Source organism: Fastidiosipila sp. (assembly GCA_012511175.1).
Lineage (GTDB): Bacteria > Bacillota > Clostridia > Saccharofermentanales > DTU023 > UBA4923.
The window spans coordinates 1-12957 of the sequence record JAAZGO010000031.1 but is presented as its reverse complement, the minus strand read 5'-3'; the positions used below and the strand labels follow the sequence as shown (position 1 = coordinate 12957).

Genomic DNA, 12957 nt, shown 5'->3' with positions numbered 1-12957 from the left:
GGCAGCCTTTACGAACAGCTATCTGGCTGAGGGCGTCGAGGTGGAGCTTGGCGGTACCAAGACCCTTGAGAACCGAAATAAGGCGCTTGGGGATGACGAATTCGAGTTTGCCCTTTACAAGTCGGATGTGGACGGCATTGAGGGAGCTCACGTCGAGACCGTTTCCAACGTGGGCGGCATCTTCAAGTTCAGCAAGTTGAGTTATGCAGATGGCGCCGAAGGCACCTACTACTACCTGATCAAGGAAGTGGATGGTGGCCTTGGTTGGTTCACGTACGATACGAAGGAGTACCTTGTCAAGGTCGTGATCACGGACAACGATGAAGGAAAGCTTGAGGCGGCGGTTAGTTACTACATTTATGACGGGGAAGCCGACCCGCCGGCCTGGGTTGAGGCCGAGGTGGCAGCCTTTACGAACAGCTATCTGGCTGATGGTGAATGGATGCCGGAAGTAAGGAAAGAGCTTACTGGACGTAGCCTGAAACCAGGTGAATTCAGTTTCGAGCTGAATGGCGATGGCTTGAACCATGCGCTGGCTGCGACCAACGACGGGGCAGGCCGGGTTGTCTTCAAACCTATCAAGTACACCGAGCAAGATGTCGGTAAAACTTACTACTACACCGTTGAAGAAATACAAGGAAACCTTGGTGGAGTGACTTATGACAAACACGTACTAAAAATCAAGGTGGAAGTAAAAGATTTTGAAAACGGTGAGCTGGATTTGCGCGTAACCTATGATGGGAGCACAACCTTCACCAACAGGTATAATGCGTCTGGTGCTTACGCCCCGGTCGCGACCAAGGTGGCTGTCGACTTTACTCTTGAGGCGGGACAGTTCGAGTTCGAACTGGTCGATCCGTTGGGTAACGTCCTGCGGACAGCGAAGAACACAGCCCTTGGCGGTGTGCAGTTCGCGCCTCTCGAGTTTGGTTTGGATGACATCGGAAAGACCTTCGTCTATACTATCAGGGAGGTTGAGGGTACACTGGAAAAAATCATTTACGATGATACCGAGTACACGCTCACACTCACCGTAAGTGACCAGGGAGACGGGACGCTGCTCGTTCAGCGGAAAGCCGGCGAGGCGCCCGCCATCTTCACCAACCTGCTGGAAATCGTGGGTGGAGAAGAAGATGAGATACCCGATGATGGAGAAAAAACACCTGCGACTGGACAACAGATCTCCGTCTACACTTACCTGGCGGCCGCCATGCTTGTCCTTGCGGTCGTGTCGGCCATCCTGGCTCTGAAGCCCAGGAAGAAGGATACAACAGCCTAATTTCGCTGTGGGGCATCTAAGTCCCTGCAGATTAACGCCCCCCCCCCTGCCCTTCGGGAGGGGGGGTTTGTTTTACCCAAAAACGGATTCCATGGGCATTCATTCAGGCTGTCTTGGAAACCCCTGTGCTATAATTTCCGCGTAAAGGAAGTGGGAAAACCGCTCGTGGAGGGAATTTCAATGGGGAAAACAGTGGTCAGCCTGCGCCGGATTGTTGATCTTTTTGGTTACCGGGTTATCTGCGATTTCGGCAAGATCGATCAGACCAACATCACGGTTGCCGATGTGACCCGTCCGGGCCTGCAGCTTGCCGGACACTTCAAGCATTTTGGGGCCAACCGCATTCAGTTGATTGGCAATATGGAGATGGCCTACCTGGAGTCACTGTCAGCTGAAGAACGGATGCTCAGCTTTGACCGCTTGTTTTCCAGGGGGATTCCCTGCCTGATCTTGTCCCGCGATCATGAACCTTTTCCCGAATTGCTCGAGAGCGCCGGCAAGTATGAGATCCCCATTGTCCAGAGTTCATTGGCTACTGCAGATATTTCCAGCTCCCTGGTCAAATTCCTCAACGTAGAGCTGGCCTCCGTTTCGTCCATGCACGGCGTCATGGTAGAGGTTCTGGGTGAGGGAATCCTGATCCTGGGCGAGTCAGGTGTGGGGAAATCCGAGACGGCGCTTGAATTGGTCAAGCGCGGCCACCGTCTGATCGCAGACGATCTGGTGGAGATTCGCCGGGTGTCCGACACCACCTTGCTCGGCCGGGCGCCCGAGAGCATCCGCCACATGATCGAAATCCGGGGCCTGGGTATCCTGGATGTCAAAGAGATGTACGGCGTGTCAGCTGTCAAGGTTCAGGAAAATGTGGACTTTGTTATCCACCTGGAGTTCTGGGTCAAGGATAAGGAGTATAAGCGGATCGGAATTGAGGATGAATGCACCCAGCTGCTGGGCGTTACCATTCCTTCCATGACGGTGCCGGTCCGGCCAGGCAGGAATCTGGCCGTCATCGTTGAATTCGCAGCCGTCAATTACCGGAACAGGCAGATGGGGCACGACGTGATCAGGGAGCTGACCGGGCGGATTTATGACCAAACGCAAGAGGAGTGGAAATGAAGGAAGTGACCCCGTTTGACGCCGCCGGGGCTGGCAGAAAGCTTGAGCAGATTACCGGCCTGTCAGTCTTGCGGGATCAGCCTCTTTGCCGCTGGACCAATTTCCGGGTAGGAGGCCCTGCCGACCTTCTGGTCCTGCCCTCGACCAAGGAGAGCCTGGTTGAGCTAAAAGGACTTGCCAGCCGGGAACAGTGGCCGCTCACGGTTCTTGGGCGGGCAACCAATGTCCTGGTATCCGATCGGGGTATCCGGGGGATCACGGCCATCTTATCGCCCTCGCTTGGCGGGATTCGCTGCCTTGATGACACCCTGGTCTGCCTGGCAGGAACGCCTCTTTATGAAATTGCCGCCCAGGCGGCCAGGCTGGGTTTGTCCGGCCTGGAGTTCGCCTGCGGAATTCCGGGATCTGCCGGGGGTGCCGTATTGATGAATGCGGGTGCCTATGATGGCAGCATGGCCGATCTTGTGATCCGGACTGAATTTGTTGACGCCAGGGGGGAGACAGGAGAACTTGCCGGTGATGCGCACGATTTTTCTTATCGCCACAGTTACTTCAGCGACCATCCGGATTCAGTCATCCTTGAAACAGAGTTCCGGCTCAAGCGGGCGCCGGCCGATGCAATCTACGGGCGGATGGCCGACTTTGCACGCAGGCGCTACCTGACCCAACCGCTTGCCGCCCAGTCGGCGGGCAGCGCTTTCCGGCGCCCGGAGGGCCATTTTGCGGGCAAGCTCATTTCCGATGCGGGGATGAAAGGATACAGGCGGGGCAGAGCAGGAGTGTCCGACATGCATGCGGGTTTTATCGTGAACCTCGGAGGCGCGACGGCCAAAGAGATTGCCCAGGTTTTTGCTGATGTCAGGCGGGCCGTTTTTGACATGGAAGGTGTCCTGCTGATGCCGGAAGTGCGGCTGGCCGGCGAGTGGGAGAGTGATCCCCTGGCCTTCTGAGACAATGGAGTCTGAGTGATGGATATTACGATCGTGACAGGCCTTTCCGGAAGCGGAAAGAGTATGGCAGTGAAAATCCTGGAAGATATGGGATTTTTTTGCATTGACAATATGCCGCCCCAGCTGGTGGGTCAGCTGACCCGGATCCTGTCGGAAGGCGACCTGGCGGGAGGGAAAAATGACGCAAGCAGCCGGGTGGCCCTGGTCATGGACAGCCGCAACCCGCACTTCGTGGAACATTTTTCCCCTGTTTTGACAGAACTCCAGCAGCTCAATATTCCTGTCCGTATTCTTTTTCTGGAAGCGTCGGACGCGGCACTGGTCAGCCGCTACAACCAAAGCCGCCGTGACCATCCCATGGCAGCAGACAGGTCCCTGCCCGATGCCATCAGTGAAGAGCGAAAACTCCTGACACCCGTCAGGGAACTTGCCACGGATATCATGGACACGACCGATTTATCCAGCCAGCAGATGCGGGAGCGGATACTGCACCTCTTCGGCCAGTCACCAGACGAGGTGCCCATGGCCATTTATCTGCAGTCTTTTGGTTTCAAGTACGGACTTCCAATTGACTCGGATATGATCCTGGACGTCCGTTTTGTTCCCAATCCCTTCTATTTTGATGAATTGCGGCCTTTGTCGGGACTTGACCGGCCCGTCATCGGGTTTTTGCAGCAGTTTCCGGAGTTTACCCGCTTTCTTGAAATCCAGGAGGAATTCCTTGAGTTTGCGATTCCCTATTACGTCCGGGAAGGAAAACAGCGGCTCAGCATCGGCGTTGGCTGTACGGGCGGCCGCCATCGCAGTGTCATGGCTGTCGAACGGCTGGCGGCTTTTCTGCGCGCGCGGGGCTACCGGGTCCATGTGCTGCACCGCGACCTGAGGCGGGATGTGCGAAGCAGGATGATTGAGCAAATCGAGGAAGAGGAAGCCAGGTCATGACCTTTTCGCTTCAGATACGAAAAGAGCTGGTTGACCGTCATCGCGCCTATCTGGACGACCCCGAATGGGCCCTTGTCACTTTTGCGTCGTTCACTGCTGTCCTCGGCAAGATCGAAGAGCGTGAGACAGGCTGGGATGTCACGCTCCGCTTGACCGGAGACATGACCGCAGACTTGATGGAAACCGTTGCCCGCACACTCGGCTTCCCGGCCGGGGAGAAGAAAAGGGGACGGCGTGATGTCACCCTTCTCTTCAAGGTTCCCTTCCAGGGCCGGACGGCTCTGTTCTTTGATTTCAATGGCTGGCTCAGGGAAGTGGGTGAGCGGGGGCTGGAGCCCATCTACGCCGCTTTTTTCCTTGCCTGCGGTGTCATGTCCAACCCTGCCACCGGGCGCTATCGCCTGGCTTTTTCACCGTCGGCGGGCGGCGCCATCCAGCTGATGACGCGCCTGTTTTCCCATTACGGGCTGGCGCCCGGAACAACGCGCCATCAGGGAAGGACGCATTTGCTTTTTACAAGCGGGGAAGAGGTCGCCCGCTTCCTTCTTCTGTCAGGAGCTCATCACGCTTTGCTCATGTTTGAAGAAAAAAGAAGTGAGCGTGAGCTCATGGGCCAGGTCAACCGCCTGGTGAATTTCGACGACGCCAACGCCGGGCGCCGGGCAGAGTCGATCGCCCGGCAGCTGGAAGCCATCGCAGTGATCGAACGCTTAAGAGGTCTGGACTGGCTGCCACCCCAGCTGGCTGAGGCGGCCAGGGCCAGGCTGGCGAACCGGGGTGCTTCCCTGGAAGAATTGGGGAGGGCCATGGTGCCGCCTGTCAGCAAATCGGGGATGAGTCACCGTTTCAGCCGGGTGCGTGCCATGGCCCGTTCACTGGCGGGAGAAGACTGAAAAACGTCGGGTCAATGCTATACTGAACCTTGTTACAGGCGGGCCGCAACCGGTTTGATCACCTGCCGGCCAGCCGAAGTGAAGGACGTATGGATTATCTTGAAGGATTTTTAATCGGGTCCATCTGGAGTGACACCGATTACAGGTCACGCAGGCATTTTAATGCCCACATCCTCCTGGCTGCGGCCATGGCCGCGGCTTTTATGGTGCTGGTACTGTTTCCCGAACGCCGGGATCAGCTGATTGTGATTGGCTGGCCGGCAGTGCCCGCCCTGCTGTTTCTTCTTATTGTCCTGACGCCGGTGCTCTCCATCTTTTACAGGCGCCTGCCTTTTTTCATCAGGCCGCTGGCACTTCTCGTCTATGCCTTCAAGTATCTTCTGCTCTTTTACGTTCTCGTTCATTATTTCTTGCCCCAGGTCACTTTTGAAAAAGAATCCATTCTGACCCTGATCTTTGCCAGGATGGATGGCCATATCGAAACGGCCCTTGACGTCATTGCGGAGTCGGGGGGAATCCTGATGACGGTTGCAGGGGTTGTTGTCGGCGGCCTTTGGGTGATTGGGGAGGGTCTTGCCCTGATCGGGATCTTGATCCTGATTCCCCTCCTCGCCATCATTATTCTCAAGGGGCTGCAATACGCCCTCGACTACATGGTCAGATTCCTGCTTGACAGGCAGCTGGCGGGGGTGGGGCCTGAAGCCGTCTCAGAAATACCCTGGCAGGGCGAATTGGATGACGGGGGTGAGGAAGCGCTTCCAGTTGTCCCTGTCCCGCAAAAGGCGGCCCCGGAGCCGATGCCTGAGAGAAAAGAAAAGCCGGTCAGAAAGCGGGGGCCCCGCCAGGCCTCACACAGGAAGCATTCTTTTAAAAGGCAGGCAGCCAGGGCCGGGCTCCTGCTTGCCGGTTTGGGAGCCTGGCTGGCCTTGTTCCTGCAGAAGGTGAGAGCAAGAACACTTAAGGCCGTCCGGGCGGTGCAGGCGGGGATAAGAAGCCGCCGCGGCAAAAAGACCATCCGCAAAAGCAAGGTCAGGTCGACCCACGTCCGGGTAAAGGGCAGAGAGGAAAAAGACACCGCTGAAGAGGAAGCCGGTTTGGGAGCCAGGCTGGCCTTGTTCCTGAAGAAGGTGAGAGCAAGAGTGCTTAAGGCCGCCCGGTCGGTTCAGGCAAGAATAAAAAACCGCCGCGGCAAACAGGCCATCCGCAAAAGCAAAATCAGGTTGACCCACGTCCGGGCAAGGGACAAAGGGAGACAGGACATCCCCAAAGGGGAAACCGGAGGGGATGCCGGATAACGGTCGTTACATTTATCCCCTTAAAGCTGGGACCTGGGGATAAAATGAAAACAGATCCTGTCATTGAACATGCGGCGGCATACATAGAGGCTGACTGCCTGGGCAGTACGATGACTTCAGGGATACGCCGTCCTCCAAAGCCGCCGGGAACATGAGGGGAGGAAAAAGATCATGAATGACCAAGATGACATGAGAAAAGACAGGCAGTTTTCTGCAAGGGAAGATCGGCCGCCGAAGACCGCTGACAGGTCGGGCAGCCTTGCGCTTGGCATTATTCTGGTTGGCCTGGTTGCGGTACTCGTTTTTTCCGCGATCACGGGCCTGTTTGTATTCCTGCACGCCAATAAGGACAAAATTCTAAGGCCTGTGGCTACTACCGGGGGGACGACTGCGCCTGCCCAAACGGAAAAAGAAACGGAAACGGCGCCGCCGCCTGAGCAGGAAACAGAGGTGCTCGATCCGGAGTTCGAGCTGCCGGACCTGGCCCTGCCCGCGCCGCAGCCGGGAAAGCGGATCCTGACCATTCCACAGATTGTCGAAAAAGCAAAACCTGCGGTCGTTGCCATCTACACCGATGTCGTGATTACCAACCAGTTTGGGGATCTTGCGCAAAACCGGGTGGCAGGCTCCGGCTTCATCATCACAGAGGACGGCTATGTGGTGACTAACGCGCATGTGGTTGAAAATGCCCGGTCCATTCATGTTAACCTGGAAGACGGGCGGGCTTCTGAGACCAAACTGGTGGGGAGCGACCCCTACGCTGATGTCGCTGTTTTAAAAATTGATGCTTCCGGCCTGCCCACCGTGGAGCTGGGCGACTCGTCCAAGCTTCTGATCGGTGAACTGGCCATTGCCATCGGCAATCCGACAGGGAGGTTATCAGGAACCGTGACCTCAGGCATTGTTTCAGCACTTGACCGTGAGCTGTCGCAAACCCCCATCGCCCTTATACAGACGGACGCTGCCCTGAATCCCGGCAATTCGGGAGGGGCTCTGCTTAACGCCTATGGCCAGGTGATCGGGATCAACCAATTGAAGATCATCTTCAGTGATCCCGGTTCCGTTGAGCAGGTACAGGGCATCAGTTTCGCTATTCCCATCAACGCTGCCAAACCCATCATCGAGAGTATTATCCGGACGGGCAAGCATGTCTGGCCCATGATGGGCATTACGGTGTCCACGGTCGAGGAGAATCTGGCCGCGGATCAGGGGCTCCATTATCCGGGGGTCGTGGTGGTTGCCGTCGAAGCCGGCAGCGCCGGAGCCAAGGCGGGGCTGAGAGCAGGTGATGTGATCACAGCCTTTGAAGGCAAACCGGTGAAAACGACCAAACAGCTGGCTGACTACAAGAACGAGCGCAAGGCGGGGGACCGGGTGACCTTGACGGTTTACCGCGGGACGGAGAAGATGACGGTCGAGATGGTGCTGGGGGCCTCATCCTGAAAGACCCTATTGGAGGAAGTATGGATCATATCAAAGCAGTTTTCGGGCCGCACTATCACGGCCATGTGCAGGGGAAAAGGGGGAGCCTGGTCCTGGGCCGCGAAGAAAACGAATTCGGGCCCTACGACTTGGTGCTGGCCGGCTTGAGCGGGTGTTTCTATCTGACCTTTCTCAGCATCACGGAAAAGATGCAGCTGTCCTACCGGGAAGTCACCATTGACATCCAGGGTCACCACCGCAAAGACCCGCCGACCACCCTGGAGCATGTCGTCCTGGATATGACAGTTGAAGGGGCCGATATCAGCAAGGAAAAGCAGTTCCGGCGGGCGACCGAGATTGCCGGCAAATACTGCTCGGTTTACCAGACACTCTCCCATGTCGCGGAGATTGAGACTAAGCTGACCCTTCTGCCCTAGCCATGCGCGGCAAAGGTTGGATTCGGGAGATTCTATCTCATTTCTTTATTCTGGCCCTTCTGGGCGCAGGCTTGTGGTGGCTGCACAAAAAAGCCGGGGAGGCTCCCGCTTTCCCGGGTCTCAAATACCTGAACACAGCCTTCATCGTTACCTTTGTGATCTACGGGCTGATGGTGGTCATTTTTATCTTCCAGCTTGTATCCAGTGTGAAGCTGGAGCGGTTCAGTCCGGGAAATCCTGAAAGTGTCAGGCGGCTTGACCGTATCTGGCGTTTCCGCCTGCCCCGCAAGTGCCGCCAGGTCCAGAACCGCTGGCCGGATTTCCGCAACGATTTCCGGGCGTATTTTGCGGAGCGCAAATGGACCAGAACCAGCCTGCAGCCCTTTGATGCCGTCATGACCCGCAGGCGGTTGATCCCCGCTTTGGGGAGGGCGCCCCTGGTAGATCGCGTTTTTCTCTTTTACCATCCCATGCTGAATGTAATCATCGTTGACCAGGTTCTCAAGGAGTGCGAAAAAAAAGTCGAGGAGCTTTATGGTCACTACCCTGCTCCGCGCAACCGTGTCATCTTTCTGACCGACATGAAAAATCGCGATGAAATCACTTCGGCCGCTGCAGGAGTCGTCAACTATCTGGGTGTGGTAAGGCGTGGAATCAGCCTCTGTCCCTCACTTTTTGACATGAATGCCGGCCGCTTCTTTTATCCGATCGATACCAGCTTGATGGCCAGGCGTCACCGCCTTCACTACTGGCGCACCCGTCTTCTGCTGCGCGCCTGGATCAGGAGACAGGCGGGAAGACACAAGGAGGCGGCAGGCGAAAGGGCCTGATTGAAGCTTCCCTCTCAGGTCATTTGGGTCGCTCTTCCTGCACCCGCGTTACGACTCAAGCGCCTTTCCGGTCGTAAGATTGTTCTTGGAAAGAAGGGTTGCTTATGAAAAAGACCTTTGCAGTAACCGGAATGACCTGCGCTTCCTGCCAGGCGGCGGTGACCCGGTCAGTTGAGAAACTGGATGGTGTGAGCGGCGTCAATGTCAATTTGCTGACCGGGACCCTGACGGTCGAACTTGATTCAGAAATTCAAACAGAGTCAGCTGTGATGGCTGCAGTCGAAAAAGCAGGCTACGGTATCAGCCTGGTTGGGGAGAGCGGCGGTTCAAGAAAATCCGGCCGGCGGGCTGAGAGGCAGAAGCTGGTTGAGGAGCGCGAAAGGGAGGAACTCCTTATGCGGAGGCGGCTTCTCTATTCGGCCCTTTTGCTTATTCCGCTCATGTGGCTTTCCATGGGCCCCATGATCGGCCTCCCCCTGCCCGCTTTCCTTACCGGCCATGAGAATGCTGTCGGCTACGCGCTTTTGCAGATGGTCTTTGCCCTTCCGGTCCTTCTGATCAACGGCTACTTTTTCATTTCCGGCTTCAAGGGTGCCCTTCACCTTGCACCCAACATGAACACCCTGATCGCGCTCGGCTCGGCTGCCTCCTTCGTCTTCGGGCTCTTTGCCATTTACCGGATTGGCAACGGACTGGGTACAGGTGACAGCGCCCTGATTGACCGCTACCTCCACCAGCTTTATTTCGAATCGGCCGCCATGATCCTGGTCCTGATCACGGTGGGCAAGACACTGGAAGCCCGGGCCAAGGGCAAAACATCCGAGGCCCTGACCGGTCTGATGGATTTGGTCCCGCAGACCGCCCTGGTCATGCGGGGCGGAGAACGCGTTGAGATTGACGCAGAGGATCTGAGGCCGGGTGACCTGGTGGTATTGCTTCCCGGCGCTCGTGTCCCCTGTGACGGGGTTGTCCGTGAGGGCCACAGTTCGGTCGACGAATCGGCCATGACAGGCGAGAGCATCCCGGTCGAGAAGGCGCCGGGCGATCCGGTGACTTCGGCTACCATCAACGGCACCGGAACCCTGATTTTTGAAGCGACCAAAACGGGCGAGGATACGACATTGTCCCAGATGATCCACCTGATGGAGGAGGCTTCTTCCTCCAAAGCCCCGGTCGCGCGGCTGGCGGACCGGGTGGCAGGTGTATTTGTCCCTGTCGTGATCGCCATCGCCCTGGTGACCCTGGCTGTCTGGCTGCTTCTTGGCTATCCCGGTGAGCTTGCTTTCTCCATGTCAATTTCCGTTCTGGTCATCTCCTGTCCCTGCGCACTGGGCCTGGCAACCCCGGTCGCCATCATGGTGGCAACGGGCCAGGGGGCCCGGCACGGCATCCTGATCAAATCGGGCGAGGCTCTGGAAGATGCGGGCAACCTGAGCAGCGTTGTTTTTGATAAAACCGGCACCCTGACAGCCGGCAAACCGGAAGTGACGGAGATTGTCACAGCCGGGGCAGAGGGGGATGAAGCCTTCAATACTGAGGCGGGTCTCCTGACGCTGGCTGCGACCCTGGAGGAGCTGTCGGAACATCCGCTTGCGGGGGCCATCCTGAAAGAGGCAGAAGCCAGAAAGCTGAAAGACCGCATTCCGCTGGAGCGCTTTGAGGCTGTTCCCGGACGGGGTGTCAAGGGGATTCTGGGGGACCATCGACCAGTTTATGTCGGCAGCGCCAATTACATGAAGGAACTCGAAATCAAGGATGAAATACTGGAAAAAGAGGCGGATCGGCTGGCCGCCGAAGGCCGGACCATCCTTTTCCTGGCTTTGGAGGACCGGCTCCTGGGCCTGATCGGGGCGACCGATCGATTAAAACCGGGCAGTATCGGAGCGGTTGACCGGCTCCACAAGCTGGGGATCCGGGTCATCATGCTTACAGGTGACCGCCAGGCGACGGCGGAGGCCATTGGCCGTCAGCTGGGCGGCGTCCAGGTGATCGCCGAGGTTTTGCCGACCGACAAGGCGGAGGTGATCAGCCGGCTCCACCAAAGGGGTGAGCGGGTTGCCATGGTGGGTGACGGTATCAATGACGCGCCGGCCCTGGCTGTGGCTGATGTGGGGATTGCCATCGGCGCGGGCAGTGACATTGCCATCGATTCGGCTGACATCGTTCTGGTCCGCAATGAGCTGAATGACGCGGTCACTGCCATCGAGCTGAGCCGGAAAACGCTGAGGACCATAAAGGAAAATCTCTTTTGGGCCTTTTTCTACAATGTGATTGCTATCCCCCTTGCAGCCGGTATCTTTTATGTCCCCTACGGTCTTAAGCTGACGCCCATGATCGGGGCCCTGGCTATGAGCTTCAGCTCGATCTTTGTCGTGCTGAACGCCCTGCGCCTGAGGGGTTTTAGGCCGGGGAAAGAAGGAAGGCGGAAAAGATTGATACAAGAAACGACATCATTACGTATTGATGATCTGATAACCGCAGGGATTACGGACAGGGCCTGCCCGGTTCTCCCTGTTCTGGAAGAGGAGGAAGAAACCATGGATAAGGAAGTGGTTCTCATGGTTGAGGGCATGACTTGCGGCCACTGCACGGCCCGCGTCGAAAAAGCCCTGAAGGCAATTCCGGGTGTGGGCGATGCCCATGCCGATCTGGAAACGAAACGCGTGACAGTCAAAACAGACGGTCATGTCAGCCCTGATCTTATGAAACAAGCCATCGCCGGCGAGGGATATGAGGTCGTAGGATAATCAACGAGAAAGGTGGGGAAAAATGAATAAGCACAAGAAACTCGGAAGACTGGCTACCGCCATATCCATCGTCAGATGGATCGGCCTGATTGTCCTGGTTGGCGGCGCGGCTTACCTCCTGTTTGCCAGGGCCAGACTGATTTGGCATTTTGGCGGAGGCTTCACTGTCAGCACGCTCACGATGGTGCTGTCCTTCGCAGCGGTTTTGGTCGTCGCTTTCCTGATCTGGCTGGGCGTCGAGGTGGTGGTTCAGGTTCTGCGCCACTTCATGCGGATGGAAAAGATTGCCCTCTATGGACCTGCCGCATTGGACAGAAGCTACCAGGATCCGGCCCCCGTTTACGGGCCAGTACCACAACCGCCTGTCCCGCCGGCAGAATACAGTCCGCCGGTTCCGGAACCTCCACAGGGGATCGGGAACAGTCAATAAGCCTTAAGGGGGCGTCTATCCTGTCGACGCCCCCTTATTCGCCGATGATCTTGACCAGGACCCTTTTAGGTCTTTTACCGTCGAACTCACCGTAGAAGATCTGTTCCCAGGTGCCGAAATCCAGTTGGCCACGGGTGACGGCAACTACTACCTCCCTGCCCATGACTGTCCGTTTCAAATGGGCATCGGCGTTGTCTTCATAACCGTTATGCCGGTACTGGTCGTAGGGTTTCTCCGGAGCCAGCTTTTCCAAAAAGACCTCAAAATCGCTGTGAAGGCCTGATTCGTCGTCGTTGATGAAGACACTGGCGGTTATATGCATGGGATTGCAAAGGAGCAAACCCTCTTGAATGCCGCTTTCAGCCAGGCATCTTCTCACTTCCGGCGTGATGTTGATAAAGGCCCGCCTGGTGGGTGTGTTAAAGATCAATTCTTTTCGATAGGATTTCATAAATCTTCCCCCAAACCGCTTTTCTTTCAGTCATGATAGCCGATAAATGACACGCTAAGCTGGACAGTCGAGAAGGAAGCCAGGAAAACTTGAAAAGAAATCACCATCGGCCTTTGGCAGGGATTTAAAAAGCGCCGCAAAATGAAGATAAATGTTAGAATGAGC

At 56.6% G+C, this 12957-nt stretch carries 12 protein-coding genes; 11 read left to right on the top strand and 1 reads right to left on the bottom strand.

Going from position 1 to position 12957, the window contains the following annotated elements; translation table 11 throughout:
* The 11 genes from GX839_06840 to GX839_06790 form a co-directional block, all read left to right on the top strand.
* Positions 1-1279, top strand: a 1279-nt coding sequence (locus tag GX839_06840) for a hypothetical protein (GenBank protein NLB05173.1), incomplete at its 5' end; no start/stop codon positions are given.
* Positions 1280-1459: 180 nt separating this feature from the next.
* Positions 1460-2395, top strand: coding sequence for an HPr(Ser) kinase/phosphatase (gene hprK, locus GX839_06835; GenBank protein ID NLB05172.1), 936 nt, complete (start codon positions 1460-1462; stop codon positions 2393-2395).
* Complete coding sequence (murB, locus tag GX839_06830) at positions 2392-3345, top strand: UDP-N-acetylmuramate dehydrogenase (GenBank protein ID NLB05171.1); 954 nt, start codon at positions 2392-2394, stop codon at positions 3343-3345. The genes hprK and murB overlap by 4 nt, the downstream gene beginning before the upstream one ends.
* An 18-nt stretch (positions 3346-3363) precedes the next feature.
* Positions 3364-4287 (top strand): RNase adapter RapZ, encoded by a 924-nt coding sequence (rapZ, locus tag GX839_06825; GenBank protein NLB05170.1) that lies wholly within the window; start codon positions 3364-3366, stop codon positions 4285-4287.
* Positions 4284-5180 carry a DNA-binding protein WhiA gene (gene whiA, locus GX839_06820; GenBank protein ID NLB05169.1) on the top strand — a complete coding sequence of 299 codons (897 nt, stop codon included), beginning with the start codon at positions 4284-4286 and terminating at the stop codon, positions 5178-5180. Before rapZ ends, whiA begins: the two co-directional genes overlap by 4 nt.
* 89 nt (positions 5181-5269) lie before the next feature.
* Complete coding sequence (locus tag GX839_06815; protein ID NLB05168.1) at positions 5270-6475, top strand: hypothetical protein; 1206 nt, start codon at positions 5270-5272, stop codon at positions 6473-6475.
* A 171-nt stretch (positions 6476-6646) separates the two neighbouring features.
* Positions 6647-7918 (top strand): PDZ domain-containing protein, encoded by a 1272-nt coding sequence (locus GX839_06810; protein ID NLB05167.1) that lies wholly within the window; start codon positions 6647-6649, stop codon positions 7916-7918.
* A 20-nt stretch (positions 7919-7938) separates the two neighbouring features.
* Positions 7939-8334, top strand: coding sequence for an OsmC family protein (locus GX839_06805; GenBank protein ID NLB05166.1), 396 nt, complete (start codon positions 7939-7941; stop codon positions 8332-8334).
* Between the two features lie 2 nt (positions 8335-8336).
* Positions 8337-9164, top strand: coding sequence for a DUF2975 domain-containing protein (locus GX839_06800; protein NLB05165.1), 828 nt, complete (start codon positions 8337-8339; stop codon positions 9162-9164).
* A 104-nt stretch (positions 9165-9268) separates the two neighbouring features.
* On the top strand, positions 9269-11911 hold the full coding sequence (locus tag GX839_06795; GenBank protein NLB05164.1) for a heavy metal translocating P-type ATPase: 2643 nt from the start codon (positions 9269-9271) through the stop codon (positions 11909-11911).
* Positions 11912-11933: 22 nt separating this feature from the next.
* A complete protein-coding gene (locus GX839_06790; protein ID NLB05163.1) occupies positions 11934-12341 on the top strand; it encodes a hypothetical protein in 408 nt (135 codons plus the stop codon).
* A gap of 34 nt (positions 12342-12375) precedes the next feature.
* On the opposite strand, the gene GX839_06785 is transcribed toward GX839_06790, so the two are convergent.
* Positions 12376-12792 (bottom strand): YjbQ family protein, encoded by a 417-nt coding sequence (locus GX839_06785; protein ID NLB05162.1) that lies wholly within the window; start codon positions 12790-12792, stop codon positions 12376-12378.
* Positions 12793-12957 lie beyond the last annotated feature (165 nt).

Bases quoted from the DNA above. Each gene is read 5' to 3' on its own strand.
- GX839_06795 (NLB05164.1), top strand. From the start codon at position 9,269: ATGAAAAAGACCTTTGCAGTAACCGGAATGACCTGCGCTTCCTGCCAG.
- GX839_06800 (NLB05165.1), top strand. From the start codon at position 8,337: ATGCGCGGCAAAGGTTGGATTCGGGAGATTCTATCTCATTTCTTTATT.
- GX839_06810 (NLB05167.1), top strand. From the start codon at position 6,647: ATGAATGACCAAGATGACATGAGAAAAGACAGGCAGTTTTCTGCAAGG.
- GX839_06790 (NLB05163.1), top strand. From the start codon at position 11,934: ATGAATAAGCACAAGAAACTCGGAAGACTGGCTACCGCCATATCCATC.
- rapZ (NLB05170.1), top strand. From the start codon at position 3,364: ATGGATATTACGATCGTGACAGGCCTTTCCGGAAGCGGAAAGAGTATG.
- GX839_06815 (NLB05168.1), top strand. From the start codon at position 5,270: ATGGATTATCTTGAAGGATTTTTAATCGGGTCCATCTGGAGTGACACC.
- GX839_06785 (NLB05162.1), bottom strand. From the start codon at position 12,792: ATGAAATCCTATCGAAAAGAATTGATCTTTAACACACCCACCAGGCGG.
- whiA (NLB05169.1), top strand. From the start codon at position 4,284: ATGACCTTTTCGCTTCAGATACGAAAAGAGCTGGTTGACCGTCATCGC.
- GX839_06805 (NLB05166.1), top strand. From the start codon at position 7,939: ATGGATCATATCAAAGCAGTTTTCGGGCCGCACTATCACGGCCATGTG.
- murB (NLB05171.1), top strand. From the start codon at position 2,392: ATGAAGGAAGTGACCCCGTTTGACGCCGCCGGGGCTGGCAGAAAGCTT.
- hprK (NLB05172.1), top strand. From the start codon at position 1,460: ATGGGGAAAACAGTGGTCAGCCTGCGCCGGATTGTTGATCTTTTTGGT.